Below are 18,899 nucleotides of genomic sequence, written 5' to 3'. Positions count from 1 at the left end.
CGACTCGTCGAGAGCGGACCCACCTAAGTGTGCGGTCCGGAGAACGGTTTCTCGGTCCTGAGAACGGCTCCTCGGTCCGGACCGTCCCGGACGACAGTCGCGAGAGCGTCGTCCGGAAGTCGCCCTCGGTGAGTCGGTCCACTCACCGGTCGACGACACGACCGTCGACCGGGTAAGGCGGTGACGGACCCGTCTCGGCGTCCCGGTCCGCGTCCCACGCAACTCGTTCGGCGGGCCACTCCCGCGCCGGGAGCCGCGGCACCTCGACGGTGACGACCGAGCCGGTCGGGTCGTTCTCCGCGAACGTCACCTCCCCGCCGGCGATCTGCGTCCCCCAGGTGATGAGCCAGAGGCCGAGGCCGCTCCCGTGTTGCAGCGGGGTTTCGGTCCCGCGTTCGAGGACGGAGCGCTCGTACTCGTCGATGGTGGGGCCGTCGTCGGTGACGATCACCCGTACGGTATCGTCGTCGAATTCGGTCTCGACCCACACGTGCGGGTCGTCGTCGGTGTTGTGTTCGGCGGCGTTCTCGATGACGTTCCAGAAGACGAGGCCGAGTCCGGACGAGACGAAGACGTCGTGCGGAACCGGCTGACACGCGAGCGTGACCGAGGGGAACTCGGTCCGCGCCGCGGAGACCGTGTCACGGAGGAGGACTGCGAGGGGTGCGGAGTCCGTTGGCAGGTGCGACCGCTCGAAGGCGTCGAGTATCTGCCGCGCCTTCGCGCTCATCTCGTCGATACTCAGCGCGCGGCGTTTGATGATTTCGGCCTCGGCGTGCGTCCCGTCGTCGCCGAGCAGGTCGGCGTAGCCGTAGATGAGGTTCGTCTCGTTGCGGATGTTGTGCCGGAGGACGCGGTTCAACACCTCCAGCCGCTGCTGTTGGCGCAGGTAGTCACCGATGTCGTGGAAGGTGATGACCCGTCCGACGGTGCGCCCGTGAGAGTCGGTGATACGCGTCGCCGTGACGTCGTACGGCGTCTCGTGGTCGTCGCCCGGGAGGGTGAGATGCTCGCCCATCGACCCGTCCGCCGGGAGGTCGCCGTACCGCGGGATTATCGACGTAGCGGGTCGGCCGAGCGCCTCGCGCGGGGAGACCCCGAGCGCGGCAGCGGCGCTCTCGTTCAGGTCGACCACGTAGTCGTGGCTGTCGACGACGACGGCCCGCTCGTGCATCCGCTCGAAGACGAGTCGGCGGGCGCGCCGGTTGGGCGACGGACTCGTGCCGAGGAGCCGAAAGCGCGTGAGCGCACCGAGGTACGCGACACCCGAGACAGCGAAGGCGATGGGCGTCGGGTCGAGTCCGGGAAGCGGACTCCCCCCGGTGAGAAACAGCACGTTGCTCGCCCACGGCGCGACCGTTCCGACGAGGAGGGCGACGCTCTGACACCGGAAGGCGAGCGCGTCGCTCCGGACGAACCGGAGGAGCGGGATCGAACCCAGCAGGCCGAGGAGGTACGTGTACCCCGCGATGACCCAGTACCACACGCCCGGCGTCCGGTCGAGCACCGGAAAACCGGCCTCGACGACGAGCGACGAGTCGAGGTACAGGATCGAGTGGAAGTCGTCCGTGGCGGCGAAAACGACCGTGAGCGCGGGAACGACAGCGAGCGCGGCGAGCGACTGGCGGGTGACGTACCGGTCGTGGCCCGTGTACTCGAGCGCGAACACCAGCCAGGCGACGGGGATGACGACCACGCCGAGCCACTGGACGTCCGACCAGAGCACCTTGCCCGCGAGCGTCGCCGCCTGAATCTCGAAGACGAAGAACACGGACCACCAGCACTGACCGGCGAGGAGCGCGGTGAGCGCTGTCGCACCCGGTTCCGGCCGCTCTCGCCACGCGAGAAACGCGGCAGTCGTCCCGACGAAGACGGTGAGCAACGACACCGCTGTCAGGAGGCTGGTCGGCGACACGTCTACACGAGACGAGTAACCCCGTCTGTATTAAACCGACCCGGAAAATATCAAACGAGAAAATGTGGGACAGGTTGCGCCGGGTCAGCCCGTGAACACGAACGGGAGCAGCGTCACCGCGACGAACACGTACTCGCACTCGGGGAGCCTCGCCAGCAGCTTCTCGTCTTCGAACCGGCCGACGAACGAGACGATGCCGAACGAGTAGAACAGCCCAGCGACGAGTGCGGTCGACAGCGGAAGCGACAGCACCCCCGCAACGGTCGCGTAGCCGACGAGCGCGAGCGTGCCGAGGTCGACCCCGTACAGCGCGCGCCGCGTCCCGGACACGCCGAGGACGACGGGTAACGTCGCGACGTCCGTTCGCCGGTCCGCCTCGACGTCGCGCACGTTCGGAATCTCCGTGTCGACGAACGACCGGAGGAAGAAGTAGGTGAAGACGACTGCCGTCACCGACGTCACCGGGGCGTCGGCGAAGGCGAGCGGCATGAACGTCAGCGTCACCGCCCACGCGAGGGCGACGACGGCGGAGTTGACGACGAGCACCTGCTTCAGCCGGCTGACGCGCAGGCCCACGTCGGGAACCCAGTCGGAGGCGTAGAGCACCCAGAAGGCGCCCGGCAACAGCGTGATGCCGAACGCGACCGGGCCGCCGAGCAGCGAGAGGGTGACCGCGAGGGCGTACGACGCGGCGACCAGCACGTACAGCACGTCACCGTGCCGGCGCACGAAGGCGGCCTGCCGCGGGTTCGACACCTCGTCGTCGTCCGCGTCGGCGAGTCGGTCCCCCGTGTACACCGCGAAGGTGACGAGTCCGACCACGACCGGGGCGAGCGTCAGCGGAAGCGACAGCAACACCGTTGCGATGACGACTTCGGTCATCGCGATGAGCGTGATGTACGCCGAACTGTACACCGACGCGCGCCCGGCGCGGGTGGCGTGGGTCGTAACCCACGTACTCAAGGTTCGATACAACGAGTCGATCGATTCAGTCCCCGTGGACTGTGGTTGGGCGTCGTTTGCCATGTCGGTTCGGCGATGGAACCGACGCTCGTGCCGGCCCCACCGCCGCTGGCATCTCGTGAGTCGGGAGACAAGGGAGTTGACGCGAAATTCCGGACGATGAGAACTAGACACGCGGGTGACGCGGTCGAGCGGTCACCGGCGGGTGGAGCGACGACCTCGGTCTGTCGGCGGGGCCGCGACACGCGTCGAGTCCGGATGTCGGAGACCAGCGCGGGACCGGCGGTGTCGGGCGGACTGCTGTCGCTCCCGGAGTGACCGTGTCCCGTCCGCACGCTCGACCGGGATGCGGTGACCGCGCGCCGTCTCAGTCGTCGTGGGCGTCGACGAGCGCGCGACGGTCGTCCCAGATCTGTCGGTCGAGTTCGTGGTCGGCCGCGTCGGCGTCGAGCAGGTCGGCGAACTCCGTCGCGTAGCGGTAGTTCACGCGTCGGGCCGCCTCACGCGCCCGCAGGAGACGCGCGAGGCGCTCGACGGCAGCGCGAGGCGCGTCGGCCGCGACGGCTTCGACCGACTCCCCCTCGCGGAGTCGCCGGACGAGCGGGTCGAGTTCGGGCGGGGCGTCCGCCGGGGAGAAGAGGTGGAGGTTCATCCGCGCCCGGAAGACCGTGCCCGCCGAGACGCCGAGCGCGTCGGCGAGGGCGGCGTCGGACCGCCCCGCGTGGAAGCCGCGAACGACCGCAACGAGGTCGTCGGCCGAGAGCGTCGTGCGGAAGTCGCTCTCCGCGCGCAGTTCGTCGATGACCGCACGGACGTCCCGGTCGACGGCGGCATCGGAGCGGACGGCCCCCCGGGGCTGCTGCTGTGGTTCGGTGAACTCGGAGGTACCGCCGAGGCGAGAGTAGATGTCTCTGAGACGGTCGACTCGGTCAGTCATAACCTCCTAGCGTAAGCGCCGAAACCATATGACGTTTTCTCGGCGGGGAACCGCGAAGCCGAGCGGAGCATGACACACCATGGCATTCGACGGTCACTCCTCGACCGTGTCCGTCGGCAAGAGCGTGTGCTCCACGAGGCTGGCGATGCCGCGGCGGAGGCGTTCGGTGATCGCCTGGTCGGAGATGCCGAACTCGTCGGCGAGGTCCTGCGTCGACATCCGACGGGGGATGTCGTAGTAGCCCCCACGGACCGCGCTGACGAGCGTCGTTCGCTGTTCGGGGGTGAGCCCGAACCACGGTCCCATCCCCGGTGTGGTGGGGCTGTAAATGCGGTCGACCGTGATGGGAATGTCAGCTTCTTCACAGTACTCGTGGAACCGCGACAGCGCCTCGTGGGAGGGAAACCGGAGTTCGAACGTCCAACTGTCGGGGGTGCCGGTGGCGCTCACGAGCTGTGCGCCGGTCTCTGTCATCGCACTGAAGAACCGGTCCCGAGAGGCAATCCACTCCAGCGCGTACAGCGTCTCGCCGTCCTGGCGGTGGAGTCTGGTGAGAGTCTCCACCGAAGGGTGTCGCTGGAGGGTCCCCTCGAACGTGTCCCGGTCCGCGTCGCGAACGCGGAAGAACGGGACGGGCGTCTGTCCCAGAGGCACCATTCGTTCGAGCACGACCGTCGTGTGGTCGCTTAGGTTCATCAGCCGCCCCAGTTCGAACTCGTCGGGGGCGACCCGCAGTTCGGTGATGACGCTCATTCGTTCAGTCCTCGGTATATCGTCGCTCAGCGAATATATACCACATGCGTATGTGCGCGGTCGAGAGGAAAGTGACCCCGAAACGAGCCGTTGGCGAGGAAGCGCCGGTGCGTCGCGTCAACGGCGACAGCCGCGTGATCCCCTCCCCGGCACGGTACTTCCCCAGCACCCGAGTGGGGTCAGCGGAGAGAGAACCGGCACCTCCCTCAACGTGCTGCATGGTCTATCAGGCACCAGTGACGACGCGCTCAGAGTCGTTCGCGCTCGCGCGCGAGCAGACGCTCCCAGAGACCGAACAGGGTGCTGTCGAGGTCGTAGGCGTCGTCGATGTCGCGGACCCACTCGTCGTCGGCGAAGAGCAGTCGCTGGAAGTGACGGACGTCGTCGGAGAGGTCGCCGTTGCCGGTGTAGTACGCGACCGTCTCCTCGCGGGCGCGCTCGACGAACCCGCTCGGGACGTGGATGCCGGACTCGCGGGCGACGTGGACGTACCACTCCAGGTGGAGGACGGCGTCGGCGAGGACGAACCGGCGGGCGAAGCCCGAGACGTACGACACCGCGGGCCGACCGTCCACGAGGACGTCGTGCGGGCGGGAAAAGCGCGGGACGGTGACGTGGGACAGGTCGCGGGTGTACCGGCGGGCGACGCGACGGAGGCGGAACTCGGCGTAACTCACCGGGCCGACGAGGGCGAGTTCGTACCACAGCGGCATCCACTCCAGATAGGGCGCGGAGAACGTCGCATCGGCGAGGAGGTCGGCGGCGATAGAGCGCGCGATTTCGGGTGGCACGTCGGTCCGGTTCGACCGAAGGGCCGCCGTCGCCTCCTCCGCACGGAGCGGGAAGTCACCGACACTGAACCCCATCCCCTCGGAGACGGTGAGCACGTACTCGGCACCGATGCGGTACCAGTCGGCGAAGTGGTCGGGACGGAACAGTCCGAACAGGCGCAGCAGTGACACGCTCTCCCGTCGGAGGGCGAGGGGTAAAGCCCGACGGTCCGCCGTCGGCGCGTCTCACACCATCGTCGACTGTTCGACGGTCCTTGCCGCAACGGCTTTGCCCGGCGGCGTTGGAGGCCACTACATGTTCGGGACTCGACATCGTGTCGCGGGGAGTACTCGCTACTGATGGCGGGCGAGGCACGCCCGGACGTGACATACGCGGCGCTCGACCTCGCCAGCGCGGCCGACTGCACGTTCGACGCCGCCCGTCGCCCACGCGAGACGTTCCCCCAGTCGGTCGCCAGCGGCGGCCCGACGCCCACGGGCGTGGTGCTCTGGACGCGCATCGCGCCGGCGGCCGTCGTCGAGAGCGAACCGCTCGCCGTCGAGGTTGCGACGGACGACGACTTCGAAGAGCGCGTGGTGCAGGGGCTCGTCCCCGCCGAGCGCGTCGGCCCCGAGTACGACTACACCGTGCGCGTCGACCTCGACGAGGGGCTCGCGCCCGATACAGCCTACGCGTACCGGTTCGTCTACCGAGACGTCGCCTCGCCGGTGGGTCGGTGTCGGACCCTCCCCGTTCCGGACGCGACGCCCGACTCCATCCGACTGGCCGTGGTGTCGTGTCAGGACTTCGAGAACGGCTACTACGGCGCGTTCGACCACGTCGCCGACGAGGAGGTGGACTTCCTCCTCCACCTCGGCGACCTCATCTACGAGTCCGCGGACCGACTGTACACCGGGCTCGGGAGCCGAAAATACCCCGGCCGCGAGATGACGCTCCCCAGCGGCGAGGACCGCGCGTGGTCGCTCGCGGACTTCCGGCACATCTACCGGCGGTACCGGAGCGACCGCTTCTTCCAGCGGGCGCTCGAACGCCACACCGTCGTCGCCGGCTGGGACGACCACGGCGTCGCCAACAACCGCTACTGGGACTACCAGGTGAACGCGCCGGCCGCCCCGGGCCACCCCCGTGGCGACGACCCCGCGTTCATGCGCGACCTGACACGGGCCGGCATCCGCGCGTGGTACGAGTACCTCCCCGCGCGGATCAGCTACGACCCCGACACCGAACACATCCACGACTCCTTTCGGCTGTACCGCGCCGTCCGGTTCGGTGACCTCGCAGAGCTCACCCTGACCGACCAGCGCCTCTTCCGGAGTCGACCCGGGGGGCGGTACCTCTTCGGCGTCAACGTCGACCTGCGACGGGACCCCGACCCGACCCGGACGATGCTCGGCGACGAACAGTTGGCGTGGTTCACCGACCGTATCGAGGGGTCCGAGGCGACCTGGTTCGCGTGGGCCAACGCCGTCCTCTCGCTCCCCCTCCGGGTCGGGGTGGGACCGCTCTCTATCTACCCGAACGGGGACTCGTGGGACGGCTACGCCGCCGAGCGCGACGAGGTGTACGGGGCGCTCGCGGCGGCCCGGGACACGGGCGTGGTGACGCTGACGGGCGACATGCACTCGTCGCTGGCGGGCTACCAGCAGACCGCCTACCCCGAACTCGGAGACGGGGGCGAACCGACCCGGGTGGGCGTCGAGTTCATGACGCCCGCGGTCACGAGCGTCAACGTCGCCGAGGCGGTCGGCGTGAGCGGGACGGTTCTCGACCCGCCGACGCGCCGACTGCTCTCGCGGGCCGTCCGGTCGATGAACCCCCACATCCCCGCGTTCGACAGCCACCACTGGGGCTACTCCGTCGTCGAGTTCACCCCGGAGACGTGTACGTTCACGACCTACGCGGTCGACAAGCACGCCGACGCCCCGGGGTCGAAACGGGAACTGGTCCGGTTCGCGGTGCCGGCCGACCGCTACGAGATTCGGGTCTCTTGACGGAGGCTCTCACGACCCTCGAATCTCGGCGTCGCCATCGGGTTCGGAGGGAGGGTCGTCGAGCGCGTCGGAGAGCCCCCACTCCGTGGCACGACGCTGTGCCTCCTCGCGGGCCTGTTCGCGGATGGCTTCGATCTTCGCCTCGTCGGCGAGGAACGCCTCGACGGCGCTCCCCGCGGGGGCGTCGTCCAGACGCTCGTCGGGCGCGGCCTCGCGCGTTCGCGCGGCGAGGTCCGGGTCGCCGGCGAGGCGTTCCGCGGGCATCGCGGGCGGAACCCGACACGTCCGCTGGTCGTGGAGGTCCGAGACCTCCCGTGCCGAGAGTTCGTAGAGTTCGACGCGCGAGGGGCCGGGAGAGGCCATCTCGGCGAGCGCGTCGGGGCCGCCCCGGTCGGTCGCCGCGTCGTAGACGAGGACGGGCACCCCCGTCTCGAACGTGACGACACAGCGGGCACCGTCGTCGAACAGCAGGGCGTCCTGCGGCTCGAAGACGGCGTACCCGGTCAGGGCGTCGTCGAGTGCCGCTTCGAGGACCGTCCCCGGTTCGTCGACCACGCGGGACCGAACGAGTCGCCCCCGGGGAACGTTCATAGTCGCTCGGGGATGACGGCGCTCCGGAAGCGGTCGGCGACGTCTTCGCTGCTGCCCGGGCGGACGTCGAGTCGGCGTGCCGCCTCCCGGTACGCCGCCGCGGCCGCCGAGTCGGGCGCGTGTGCCAGGAGGGGTTCGCCCGCGCGGCGGGCCGCGCGAACGAGGTCGCTCTCGGGCACCATCGCGAGCGTCTCGCCGCCGAAGTACCGCTCGGCCTGCCGGGCGATGGTCTCGGTCTCCTCGTCGTCGCGGACCCGGTTGAAGATCACGCCCGCGGTCTCCGCGCCGTAGGTCCGAGCGTACTCCTGAGCCTTGATGCCGTCCGAGAGCGCCGGAATGGTCGGCTGGAGGACGACGACGACCCGGTCGGCGAGGACGATAGGGAGGATGGCCGACTTCGAGTCGAGCGCGGCCGGCGAGTCCAAGAGGAGCACGTCGGCGTCGGCCGCGAGGTCGGCGACGACCTCCCTGAGAAGGGCGGGTTCGGCGCGCTCGAACGCCGCGAGGCTCGTCCCACACGGAACGACCCGCATCCCGAAGCGTTCGTAGGTCGCCTCCTCGACCCCCGTGGCCGTCTCCTCGACGAGGAGGTCGTGGAGGGTGACGTCGACGTCGTCGAGGCCGGCGTGGAAGAGCAGGTTCGCCATCCCCGTGTCGGCATCGACCACGGTGACGTCGTACGTCTCCGCGAGCGCCATCCCCAGGGCGAGGGTGCTCGTCGTCTTGCCGGTTCCCCCCTTCCCGCTGGCGACGGCGAATGCCTCTACCATGGCTGTGCTGCGAGAGTACGGGGTATAAGGGTTCGGTGGCAGTTCTCGGAGGCGAGAGTCAGCGTTCCGAGGGGGAAGGCCCTAGTCTCCCAGTTCGACCTCGGAGAACGTGGACCAGTTGGCCAGGAGCACGCGGAGTAACGGCCGGAGTTCTTCGAACTTCGGTCCGCGTGTCACCTGCCACGTCTCCTCGTTCCAGTCGATGTAGCCGTGGGCGACCAACTTCGGGAGGTGAACGTGACGGAGAAGGAGGTCCTCGAACTCGGGTCCGTGAGAACCGGCCTCGGTCGATGAAAGAAGGCGTGCAGGCCGCGTCGACTTCGTCTCCAGTGAAACCAGAAGCTGTCTCCGATACTCGTCAGCCAGTGCGCTGAACTGCTCGTCTAACGTCATAGACTACCCCCTCGTCGTCGACTGCTCGTCCGACGTCAGAGGCTCTTCCCCCCAAAGCGACAGCATGTCAGCAGCACTAATAACCCCGTCCGGTTTTCCGGATTTCTCTACGTGTGAGAAACCGAGTGACAACACTGTGTGGCCGCCCGAGGAGGGAGCGCTCTCGCCTGGAACCGATAAACCGGAGAGGGGAAGTGGCGCGGAGTAACGGTTGGTTGGGACCCGTCCGAACTCCGCACCACCTGCTCCTACGACATCCCCTGGGTAATCTGTTACGATTATCCGGGTGAACGATTTGGAATCGACCGCCGACAGCCTTCGGGACCGTGACACGCGGTTTTCATATGTATCGGTCGGTATCTAGGTCGCATGGCCCGCGAATTGGACGAGGTGGACAGGGGCATCCTGTATCTCCTGCAGCGTGAGGCCCGGAGCACGACGGCACAGGAGATCTCGGACACCGTCGGGGTGTCACCGAGCACCGTGCGGAACCGGATCGACCAACTCGAGGCGGACGGCATCATCGAGGGCTACCATCCCGAGATCGACTACGAGGCGGCGAGTCTCCCCCTTCGAGTCCTCTTCATCTGTACGGCCCCCGCCAAGAGGCGGACCGAACTCGCCAAGGAGGCGATGGAGGTGCAAGGCGTCATCGACATGCGGGAGATGATGACCGGCCGACGAAACATCCACATCGAGGTCGTCGGGACGAGCACGAGCGACATCACCCGTATCACCGACGCGATTCACGCGCTGGGGCTCGAAATCGAGAGTTCGGAACTCGTCAGACAGCGGCAGGCACAGCCGTTCAACCACTTCCACTTCAGCGGGGCCGACACTGGGGAGGAAGCCGAGGACTCGTCGTAGCATCCAAAAGAACAGACTCAGGGGAGTTGTTGAAAACGCAGAATTTTGTGCTTATTTTGCGCATTCTACACATGCGGTGGACCGACAAACCGCATCGAGCACCCCGTTATACTGCGGAATGCGCAATATGGTTAGCGAGCGACAAGAATAGTTCATGTTCCTCGCACTCCTCTCCGTCGTATGGAACGGACTCCCGGACTTGCAGGCCGAGTCGTGACACAGGAACTGACTTGTGACCGGCCCCTAAACGGGAGAGACGGTACCGGCGTTCCCGGTATTATGGTTGGGACCCATGAAAGAACGACCTAGTCAACAGCGGGCCGTAGAGTTGCTTCAACAGTTAGGATTCAAAGAGTACGAGGCGAAGTGTTTCGTCGCGCTGTCACGGCTCCCGAAGGAGACAGCGAAGACCATAAGCCAGGCGTCGGACGTGCCACGGACCCGGGTGTACGACGCTATTCGGGTGCTGGAGGCGAAAGGCCTCGTCGAGACGCAGCACACGAACCCCCAGCAGTTCCGCGCAGCACCCATAAGCGAGGCAGTCGCACTCCTCCGACAGGAGTACGAGTCGCGAGCCCAGGAGTTGACGAGCGTGCTCGAAAACCTCGACTCGCTCCCGCTGGACAGGGAAGAAGAAATCACCCACGAGGTGTGGTCTCTCTCCGGGGCGACGGCCATCGAGAGCCGGACGAACGAACTCATCGAATCGGCCGACGAGGAGGTCGTCCTGGTCGTCGGTCGAGCGGAAGCGTTCACCGACAACCTCGCGGCGCAGTTGAACGCGGCGGCGGCTGAGGGTACTAACGTCGTCGTGGGGGCCGTGACGGATCAACTTCGGGACGAGATGCGAGAGAAACTGTCGGGGGTCGAGGTGTTCACCTCCGGGCTGGAGTGGCTCGAAAGCGTCCCCAACGACTCCGACGACACCACGACCATCAGCCGACTGTTGCTGGTGGACCGACGGACGATTCTGATCAGTTCGAGTCACAGTACGGCCAACGACACCGTGACGGAAAGTGCGGTGTTCGGACGCGGGTTCGACAACGGAGTCGTGGTCATCACCCGTCGGCTGATGGCGACCGGACTGAACCAGAACCGCGACCACGGGAAGTCCTCGTGACAGCGACGTCGTTACGCGACTAGCTGGAGCGCCTGTCGGAGGTGAAATCGGACCTCCGGTTCGGTCGACTCGGCCAGTGCGGCCTCCAGGTGACGTCGAACGACGCTCGGGGTCGGAGCGGGGAGGGTGTGAGTGTCCATACCGAGAGTGAGTCGCATCTGGTATATAAATCTCTGCTCCAAAATACCGGTTTGGATAACTAGACGCGGGGTTTTCGAACGTGTTACCAACAGAATACTCGACAAATATATAATCGCCCAATATTGAAGGAACTGTACTCCGACAGTATCGCGCGGACGAGCGGCGGAGGGAACGTGGGGAGACCGAAGACGGAGAAGAGTGAAGCGGGAGCGACTCAGGCCGAAAGCTCGTCGAGGTCGTCGGTCAGTTCGTCGAGCGCGGCGGACTCGTCTTCCTCGACGCGGAACGCGTCGACCAGTTCGTGGAGACACTCGCCGCGCGAACTCAGTCGGAGCGCAGTGTCCGAAATCTGTTCCATCGCCGTCGCCTGCTCGTCGACGCTGGCCGACACCTGCTGGACCGAGGCGCTCATCTCCTCGGCGAGCGCCGACGACTCCTCGACGACGGTCGAGACCCGCTCGGTGTTGTGCGCCTGCGTCTCGACCGCGTCGGATATCTCCCCGACGCCGCGGTCGGTCTGTTCGACCCGCTCGCGGATCTCGGTGAGCGTCGAGACGACGTCCTCGACCGCGTCGGCACCCTCTTCGACCTCGGTGTTGGCGCTCCGGATGCTCCCGACGACCTCCTCCGACTGGGTCTGTAGTTCCGTGATGATGTCCGCGATGTCGTCGGCGGAGTCCTGTGATTCGCGCGCGAGCGACTTCACCTCGTCGGCGACGACGCCGAACCCCTCGCCCGCGTCGCCCGCGCGGGCGGCCTCGATGTTGGCGTTGAGCGCCAGCAGGTTCGTCTGGTCCGCGATGGAGACGATGAGGTCGACGATGTTGTTGACCTCGGTCATCCGCTCCTCCAGGGCGTCCATCTCCTGGGCGACGTCACGGGAGGCCTGCGTCGCCGCGCGGATCCGGTCGAGCGCGCGCCGGGTGTCGTCGGTGCCGCCCTCGACGAGCGCCGTCGCCTCCTCCGAGCGTGCGCGAATCTCCTGCGTCGAGGCGGTTATCTGCTGAATCGACGCGGAGAGGTCGTCGACGTTCTGACTCGCCGTCTGCGTCTGTGTGGCCAGTCGTTCGGAGCCGCTGGCCACCTCCGCGGTCGACGACTCGATCGACTCGACTGCCGAAGTCACTTCCTCGGTCGAGGCGCTGACCTCCTGGCTGGTGTCGGCGAGGTCGTCGGAGACGTCCGTCGCCTCGTCGACGACCGCGCGGATGTTCGTCGTCGCGCGGGTGAGGTTCGTCGAGAGTTGGTTGAACTCCTCGTAGGCCGTCTGGAGTTCCGGGTAGTCGGCCGGCGGCTTAGGGACGTCGGCCGTGACCGTGAGGTCGCCGTCGGCGAGGCGGGTGACCTTGCGCTGAAGGTCGTCGAGCACCTCCCGCTGGTACGCTTCGAGCGCCGCCGTGCGCTCGTCCGCTATGGCTGCTGCCTCGGCCGTCCCCTCCGTGTTCGGCCGGTCGTTCCTGTCGTCCGTCGTGTCCCGCTGCCCCATCGTCGAGAGCATCGAGACGTGTGGCGTGAATCTCATCTTCGGACCGCACGCTGTCAGGTCGTGCTACCCGGGTCCACGCGGAACACCCGCTTATTCGTCTCCGCGTAACTATCCGGTATGAATTCTCACCCGTGAGAAGAATCATCCGAATTGGTATTTCGTGGAAATCACAACGAGAATCACGCACGGTGCGTCCACGGACCGGTTCGGGCCCGCTCCGTGCCAGGGACGAACGGGGAGCCGTAGTCTCTTGACACCGGAGACGGTACACCGCGCATGCGCAGTGGAGTCATCGTCGCCGGCGGTCGGTCGACGCGCTTCGGCGACCGCGACAAGGCCGTCGCCGACCTCGCCGGGATGCCGATGATTCGTCGCGTCGCCGACCGGGTCGCACGCGCCTGCGACCGACTCGTCGTCAACTGCCGAGCCGACCAGCGCGACGCCATCGACGCCGCGCTCGCAGGGGCCGACCCGACGTTCGCCGTCGACGCCGACCCCGACCGGGGCCCGGTCGCCGGCATCCGGACGGGCCTCCGCGCGGTCGAGACCGAGTACGCCGCCGTCGTCGCCTGCGACATGCCGTTCGTCGACCCCGACTTCCTCGCGTACCTCTTCGAGCGGGCGGCGGGTCACGACGCGGCGGTTCCGCGTCCGGGCGAGTTCGACGAACCGCTGCAGGCGGTGTACCGAGCCACGGCGATGGCCGACGCCTGTGACGACGCACTCGCCGCGAGCGAGGGACGCGAACCGCGGGTCCTCACGCCCATCGAGACGCTGGACCGCGTCGTCGTCCGGGGAGACGAGGTGTTCGCACACGCCGCGAGCGACACCTTCGAGAACCTCAACACCGAGTCGGAGTTCCGCGCGGCGAACGAGCGACTCCGGGGCCAGGAGTAATCGGGGGACGGGCGCGTCGTCTCACGCGAACACCTCGACGACGGGGTCGGGGGCGACTAGCTGGGTGAGGACGACCCGGTCGAGACGGTCGGTGAGCGAGAGCGCCTCGGCGGCGATGTTCCCGCCGACGGCCCGAAGCGCGTCGTCGTCGACCATGTTCACCACGGCGACGACGGCCGCGCCGTCGGGGACACCCTTCAGTCCACCCGCGGGGCTGGCGAGGACGCGCGCGACGGCCGCGGCGTCGATGTCGTCGCCGAGGGCCACGCCCGCGAGGTCGGAGACCAGTTCGGGCTGGTGGACCCACTCGTCGGACAGGGGCTTGCCGACGACCCGCGCGCTGACGAGCGGGAGAACCGTGTCGACGCGGGAGGGGAACTGCGGTTCGCGTCCGTCGGGCGCCTTGAGCAATCGGTTCCGGGCGCCGTCGGCTTTCACCAGCACGGGACCGTCGTGGGCGGACACGATGCCGTCGACCGTGTGGGGAGCGTAGCCGCGGTAGCGGTCCTCGCGTTCGCGCTCGGGGACGAGACCGAGCGGCCACACGTCCCCGTCGTCGGAACGCGCGCGGAGCGTCGAGACGGGGTCGGCAGTGACGACGACGTCCCCGACGTGTTCGTCGAAGATCGGAATCCGAACCGTGGCCGTCACGACGGCATAGTCGAGAAGCCGACCGAGGCGGTAGAGCGTCGTCTTCTTGCCGCCGGCGCCGACCGCCGCGACACACTGTCCGTCGTCCGCGGCGAGGACCGAGGCGAGAGACATCACCGGACAATGTGATGTCGGGCCGAAGAAGGTACGGGCTCGGTCGGCCTCGGTCCGCGTCGCCGACCTCGGTTTACGCCGACAGCCTCAGCCGCGACGGCGGCCTCGGTCCGCGTCGTCGACCGCGACGTCGAGACCGACCGCGTCGACCACTGCGTCGACGTTCATCCCCGAGACGAGTCGGGCCGCGCGGTCGTACGCCGTCCCGACCGCGTCACCCTCACCGACCCACTCGCTCCCCTTCGCTTCGAAGAGCGGATTTATGAACGACTCGCGCACGGAGCGGTTCTCGAACAGACCGTGAAGATACGTGCCGACCACCCGTCTCCGGGAGGCACCGAGCGCCGCCGTCGGCTCGCCGTCGAGAGGTGCGAAGGGAGTCTCGACCGCGTCCGTCGCCCGGGTTCGGCCCTGGTGGATTTCGTACCCCGTGACGACGTCGCTGACGCCGGCCAGCGGCCCCTCGGTGGCGTCCAGCCGCAGACTCGTCTCGACGACCCGTTTCTCATCGGAGAAGCGCGTCTCGACCGGGAGGAGGCCGAGTCCCTCGACCACCCTGTCGTCGCCCGTCCCCTCGACCGCCGCGTTCGTGAGCCGTTCGCCGAGGAGCTGGTAGCCGCCGCAGAGGCCGACGACGGGGCCGGAGAAGACAGCCAGTCGAGCGCCGAAGTCGTGTGCGTGCAGCGCCAGCAGGTCGTCGACGGAGTTCTTCGTGCCCGGGATGACGACCGCGTCGGCGTCGTCGAGAGGCGCGTCGAGCGCGCGGTAGGCGACCCGAACGCCAGGGAGGGATTCGAGCGGGCCGAGGTCGGTGTAGTTGGCGATGTGCGGGAGCCGCGGGACGACCACGAGCACGCCGTCGTCGTCCGCGTCCGCACCGTCGCTCTCGTCGACCCCTCGGACGGTCCCCGAACGGGGAACGGCGACGCTGTCCTCTTCGGGGAGGCCGGGGTCGTCGTGCGGGAGGACCCCGAGGACGGGCACACCGGTGCGGGACTCCACCGCTTCGATGCCGGAGTCGAGCAGCGAGGCGTCCCCGCGGAACTTCGTGATGACGACGCCACGAATCAGTTCCCGGAGGTCGTCGGGGACGAGTTCGAGCGTGCCGACGATGGACGCGAAGACCCCGCCGCGTTCGATGTCGGCGACGAGGACGATCGCCACCGAGTCCGTCTCGCGGGCGAACCGCGGCGTCTCGACGTTGGCGAGGTCGCGGTGGTGGAGGTTGATCTCGGCGATAGAGCCGGCGCCCTCGGCGACGACGAGGTCGTGAGCCGCCGCGAGTCGCGCGTGGGCGGTGGCGGCGGCCTCGCGGGCACGGTGCCAGTGGTCGTCGTAGTAGTGCCCGGCCGCGACGCTCGCGGCGACACGGCCGTGGAGGAGCAACTGCGACTCGCCGCCACCCTGCGGCTTGAGGAGGACGGGGTTGTGGTCGGTGGTGGGGGAGACGCGGGCGGCCCGGGCCTGGACGTACTGGGAGATACCGATTTCGCCGAAGCCGTCGCCCGTCGCACGCGGGACGGCGCGGGCGTTCGTGCTCATGTTCTGCGCCTTGAACGGGACGACGTCGACGCCGCGGTCGGCGAGGAGTCGACAGAGACCGGCCGCGACGGTCGACTTCCCCACGTGGCTCGCGGTGCCGGCGACCAGGAGCGTCGGCATACGAGACCGGGGGCTCTCGGACTACAAAGCCGTGGCGCTCGCGCGTGTCGGCGACAGAGTCGGACGTCGGCGTCGGACCGTACCGTTACTGCGTCGCGCGCGGAGTCGAGTCCGGGAGTCGACGGGCCGTCTCGCTCCCGCCGCGACCGGTCGGTCCGACGCTCGTCACCCGCCAGCAGTTCCCCCGGGTGTGGAGCCGCTCCATCTCGACCGGGATGGTCGTCCCCGTGGGGAGGTTCGCGAACACGGCGCGCAGATCCGCGGCGAACGCGACGACCTGCCGGTACTCGTTCGAGTCGTGTACTTCGACGGTCATCGTCCCGTGCTCGTTCACCGTTCGTCGAACGGTGACGAGAGACCGGCCGTGCTCGACGGGATTATCAGAGGTCACATTTTCACCGAACGACCCGAGCCCCACACTACTGGTGCTTGTTCGCTCAGGCCATTCAAAAGGAAGCCGGCGTGTGAGTCGGTCGATCGCCTCAGTACTCCGCCCCGCGGCGCGCGCGCTGGCCGTCGTCCATCGGATGCTTCGACTTTCGAACCTCCGTGACGAGGTCCGCGTGGTCGAGGAGGTAGGTCGGCTCGTCGTGACTTCCCGTGAGGACGAGTTCGAGGCCGTCTGGCGCGTCTTCGACCAGTTCGAGCAGGTCGTCGGGAGCGAGCAGATCCATCGAGACGGCGTACAGCACTTCGTCGAGTACGAGCATGTGGACCCCGTCCTCGGGAGGTGAGTCGAGGTCGAACGGGGTCGAGAGGTCCGCATCCGCCGCACTGTCGACGAGTTCGCGGGCCCGTTCGAGGCCGGCCTCGACCTGCGCCGCGTGGTCCGCGTCGTCGCTCCCGTCGGCCATGCCGGCCCACCCGTAGTGACCGAGGTTCTCGTAACTGAGTCCCGGGAGGGCCGCGATGGCGTTGTACTCGCCTCTGACCGCCTCGACGGAGTCGGCGCCGCCTTTCAGGAACTGGAGGAGGTGGACGCGGAAGCCGTGACCGGCGGCGCGGACCGCCATGCCGAGTGCGGCCGTCGTCTTCCCCTTGCCGTTCCCCCACCAGACCTGGACGAGGCCGAACTCCTCGGGCGCGTCGGGCGTGATGGACTGTGCCCCGGGACGGACCCCTCCCCCCGGGGTGTTGCGACGGACCGCCCCCGGGGACCGGGAACTATCACGTTTCGAACCTGAATCACTATCGTCAGGCCCGGTATCCGTATCGATATCTACACCGGTGGTCCCGTCCGTGCGTCCCGCGTCCGCGCGGTCGTCGCCGTCGCTCATCGACCAGGCTCGGTGGCGCGGGAACAAAAAGCCAGGCCCTCATCGGTGGGTCAGCGAGACCCCGTCGTCCTCGACACGGACCTGCGTGTCGAAGATGGACCCGAGCGCGTGGACCGTCTGGCTGTCGTGGGCCATCGGGTCGAGGTGGAAGTGCGAACGGACGCCGGCGTCGGCGAGTCTGGTCGTCAGGACGTGGAGGAACTGGCCGAGTCCCTCTCGGCTGACGTACTGAGAGAGCGGCGTCAGCGAGTCGAACCGCAGGCAGACGTCGACGGCCTCGTCCTCGTCGTCCGCCTCGACGGCCGAGAGCGCGTTCAACACGCGCACGCCCAGCGTCGTGAGGTCGGCCGGGTCGTCGACGGTGTGAACGCCGACGTGTGGACCCGGGACGGTGTCCGCGACCGAGAGTCCGTCGCCGACGAGGACGACCTGAAGCCGGTCGGGACGAGCCGGGCAGTGGTCGTCCCAGATATCGACGACTTCGCGCGGGGTGTTGAGCAGCGTGATCCACAGGACGCGGCTTCGCCCGGAGTGGCCGCCGGTGAGGAGCGAGAAGCCGGTTTCGAGCGTCCGCGAGTCCATCGGTGACCCCAGCAGGAGGACGTTCGCGGGGCCGTCGAGGACGTCACTCGATAGGGCAGCGTGCCGCTCTCGTCCCCCTCGTACTCTCCTCCCACGGTCGCTTTATCGTGAGTGATACGTGGTATTAAAAGTATCGGATAGATAATATTTCATATATTCGATGATGAATGGGCGGGGCCAGCGGCGATCAGCGCCGCTCGACGACGAGTTCGTCGCCGCCGACGTCGACCCGTATCTGGGCGTCACAGACGGAGAGGAACGTGTGTATCTCTCGCGGGTCGTGGAGCGCAGGGTCGAGGTGGAACCAGACCGCCGCCTCGGCCCCGGCGAGGTGTCCGGTGAGGGTGTGGACGAATCGGAACGCGTCCGCGGGCGGGACGAACTGCAGCAGCGTCGAGAGCGACTCGAACCAGATCCGGTGTCGACCCGTCGACGGCGACGCGAGCCCCTCGGTGAGCCGAAGCCCGAGGGTCGTCAGGTCCGACGGCGACTCGACGCGCGCCGTCGTGTACGAGGGCTCGTCGCCGTCGACAACCTCCCCGTTCCCGCCGAACGACCGTCGCGTCTCGCCGACCTCGACGAGCGTCAGCGAGTCGGGCGGAGCGGTCGCGTGGTCGGCCCACGTGCGGGCCGCGTCCGCCGGGGAGCGGAGCATCGTCGCCCAGTGAACGTGGTTCGTCGTCGGCTCGGGAGACGCCAGGAACGACACAGCCGTCGCCGTCACCCGGTCGTCGCCGGTCGGGCCAACGAGAAGAGCGCTGGTGGCGTCACCGACGACCGCAGAGAGGGTCGACGGCTCCGACGGGATGTCGAGGTGGTCCACGGGAGTCCAGTACACTCTAATTATAGAGGACGAAAATCAACGTATCGGTTCACCGAATCCGTATCAATCTTGGGGTCGGCTCGAAGTCAATCGCCCGTTATATCGGACGATGTGGCCATAGTTCGGGACCCCGGTCGAGTTTATCGGCGTCCGGTCGTATCCCTGTCCGGCCGT

Annotated in this window: 20 protein-coding genes; 4 read left to right on the top strand and 16 right to left on the bottom strand. The window is 67.9% G+C overall.

The window, feature by feature from the left end; all coding sequences use genetic code 11:
• Window positions 1–142: 142 nt before the first annotated feature.
• From C2R22_RS02960 to C2R22_RS02940, 5 genes are all read right to left on the bottom strand, one after another.
• Window positions 143–1,915, bottom strand: coding sequence for a histidine kinase N-terminal 7TM domain-containing protein (locus C2R22_RS02960; RefSeq protein ID WP_103424397.1), 1,773 nt, complete (start codon window positions 1,913–1,915; stop codon window positions 143–145).
• Window positions 1,916–1,999: 84 nt separating this feature from the next.
• Entirely contained in the window at window positions 2,000–2,878 is an 879-nt protein-coding gene (locus tag C2R22_RS02955; protein WP_245902862.1) for a UbiA family prenyltransferase, read from the bottom strand.
• Window positions 2,879–3,245: 367 nt separating this feature from the next.
• The gene (locus tag C2R22_RS02950) at window positions 3,246–3,815 is read right to left on the bottom strand and encodes a hypothetical protein (RefSeq protein WP_103424393.1); all 570 of its coding nucleotides are present in this window, start codon (window positions 3,813–3,815) and stop codon (window positions 3,246–3,248) included.
• Window positions 3,816–3,908: 93 nt separating this feature from the next.
• Complete coding sequence (locus C2R22_RS02945; protein WP_103424391.1) at window positions 3,909–4,568, bottom strand: helix-turn-helix domain-containing protein; 660 nt, start codon at window positions 4,566–4,568, stop codon at window positions 3,909–3,911.
• A gap of 248 nt (window positions 4,569–4,816) precedes the next feature.
• On the bottom strand, window positions 4,817–5,530 hold the full coding sequence (locus tag C2R22_RS02940; protein WP_103424389.1) for a hypothetical protein: 714 nt from the start codon (window positions 5,528–5,530) through the stop codon (window positions 4,817–4,819).
• A gap of 168 nt (window positions 5,531–5,698) precedes the next feature.
• On the opposite strand from C2R22_RS02940, the gene C2R22_RS02935 reads away from it, so the two are divergent.
• Complete coding sequence (locus C2R22_RS02935; RefSeq protein ID WP_103424387.1) at window positions 5,699–7,351, top strand: alkaline phosphatase D family protein; 1,653 nt, start codon at window positions 5,699–5,701, stop codon at window positions 7,349–7,351.
• Window positions 7,352–7,360: 9 nt separating this feature from the next.
• Here the strand turns inward: C2R22_RS02935 and C2R22_RS02930 are convergent, their stop codons facing one another.
• The 3 genes from C2R22_RS02930 to C2R22_RS02920 form a co-directional block, all read right to left on the bottom strand.
• Complete coding sequence (locus C2R22_RS02930) at window positions 7,361–7,942, bottom strand: hypothetical protein (RefSeq protein ID WP_103424386.1); 582 nt, start codon at window positions 7,940–7,942, stop codon at window positions 7,361–7,363.
• A complete protein-coding gene (locus C2R22_RS02925; protein ID WP_103424384.1) occupies window positions 7,939–8,712 on the bottom strand; it encodes a nucleotide-binding protein in 774 nt (257 codons plus the stop codon). Before C2R22_RS02925 ends, C2R22_RS02930 begins: the two co-directional genes overlap by 4 nt.
• An 81-nt stretch (window positions 8,713–8,793) precedes the next feature.
• Complete coding sequence (locus C2R22_RS02920; protein WP_103424382.1) at window positions 8,794–9,105, bottom strand: transcriptional regulator; 312 nt, start codon at window positions 9,103–9,105, stop codon at window positions 8,794–8,796.
• 369 nt (window positions 9,106–9,474) lie between these two features.
• On the opposite strand from C2R22_RS02920, the gene C2R22_RS02915 reads away from it, so the two are divergent.
• The gene (locus C2R22_RS02915) at window positions 9,475–9,972 is read left to right on the top strand and encodes an Lrp/AsnC family transcriptional regulator (RefSeq protein WP_103424380.1); all 498 of its coding nucleotides are present in this window, start codon (window positions 9,475–9,477) and stop codon (window positions 9,970–9,972) included.
• A gap of 292 nt (window positions 9,973–10,264) precedes the next feature.
• Window positions 10,265–11,092, top strand: a complete 828-nt coding sequence (locus tag C2R22_RS02910) for a TrmB family transcriptional regulator (RefSeq protein ID WP_173862766.1) — start codon at window positions 10,265–10,267, stop codon at window positions 11,090–11,092.
• An 11-nt stretch (window positions 11,093–11,103) separates the two neighbouring features.
• Here C2R22_RS02910 and C2R22_RS26830 read toward each other — a convergent pair whose 3' ends face one another.
• Together C2R22_RS26830 and C2R22_RS02905 are read right to left on the bottom strand one after the other, a co-directional pair.
• Window positions 11,104–11,232, bottom strand: coding sequence for a hypothetical protein (locus C2R22_RS26830; RefSeq protein ID WP_281259256.1), 129 nt, complete (start codon window positions 11,230–11,232; stop codon window positions 11,104–11,106).
• Window positions 11,233–11,447: 215 nt separating this feature from the next.
• Window positions 11,448–12,755: a methyl-accepting chemotaxis protein gene (locus C2R22_RS02905; RefSeq protein ID WP_103424378.1), complete on the bottom strand. Its 1,308-nt coding sequence runs from the start codon at window positions 12,753–12,755 to the stop codon at window positions 11,448–11,450.
• Between the two features lie 240 nt (window positions 12,756–12,995).
• On the opposite strand from C2R22_RS02905, the gene mobA reads away from it, so the two are divergent.
• On the top strand, window positions 12,996–13,616 hold the full coding sequence (gene mobA / locus C2R22_RS02900; RefSeq protein ID WP_103424376.1) for a molybdenum cofactor guanylyltransferase: 621 nt from the start codon (window positions 12,996–12,998) through the stop codon (window positions 13,614–13,616).
• A 21-nt stretch (window positions 13,617–13,637) separates the two neighbouring features.
• Here the strand turns inward: mobA and yqeC are convergent, their stop codons facing one another.
• The 6 genes from yqeC to C2R22_RS02870 all read right to left on the bottom strand — a co-directional run bounded on the left by yqeC (window position 13,638) and on the right by C2R22_RS02870 (window position 18,740).
• Window positions 13,638–14,381, bottom strand: coding sequence for a selenium cofactor biosynthesis protein YqeC (gene yqeC, locus C2R22_RS02895; protein WP_103424374.1), 744 nt, complete (start codon window positions 14,379–14,381; stop codon window positions 13,638–13,640).
• Window positions 14,382–14,468: 87 nt separating this feature from the next.
• Window positions 14,469–16,043, bottom strand: coding sequence for a cobyric acid synthase (locus tag C2R22_RS02890; RefSeq protein ID WP_103424372.1), 1,575 nt, complete (start codon window positions 16,041–16,043; stop codon window positions 14,469–14,471).
• Between the two features lie 85 nt (window positions 16,044–16,128).
• Entirely contained in the window at window positions 16,129–16,434 is a 306-nt protein-coding gene (locus C2R22_RS02885; protein WP_216824786.1) for a hypothetical protein, read from the bottom strand.
• 91 nt (window positions 16,435–16,525) lie between these two features.
• Window positions 16,526–17,320 carry a cob(I)yrinic acid a,c-diamide adenosyltransferase gene (locus tag C2R22_RS02880; protein WP_103424370.1) on the bottom strand — a complete coding sequence of 265 codons (795 nt, stop codon included), beginning with the start codon at window positions 17,318–17,320 and terminating at the stop codon, window positions 16,526–16,528.
• 39 nt (window positions 17,321–17,359) lie between these two features.
• Window positions 17,360–17,917, bottom strand: a complete 558-nt coding sequence (locus C2R22_RS02875; protein WP_449329043.1) for a DUF7504 family protein — start codon at window positions 17,915–17,917, stop codon at window positions 17,360–17,362.
• Window positions 17,918–18,089: 172 nt separating this feature from the next.
• Complete coding sequence (locus C2R22_RS02870; protein WP_162562355.1) at window positions 18,090–18,740, bottom strand: DUF7504 family protein; 651 nt, start codon at window positions 18,738–18,740, stop codon at window positions 18,090–18,092.
• Window positions 18,741–18,899 lie beyond the last annotated feature (159 nt).

The organism is Salinigranum rubrum (genome assembly GCF_002906575.1).
GTDB lineage: Archaea > Halobacteriota > Halobacteria > Halobacteriales > Haloferacaceae > Salinigranum > Salinigranum rubrum.
Note: the sequence above shows the minus strand (reverse complement) of the source record. Positions and strands in the feature narration are given on the sequence as shown.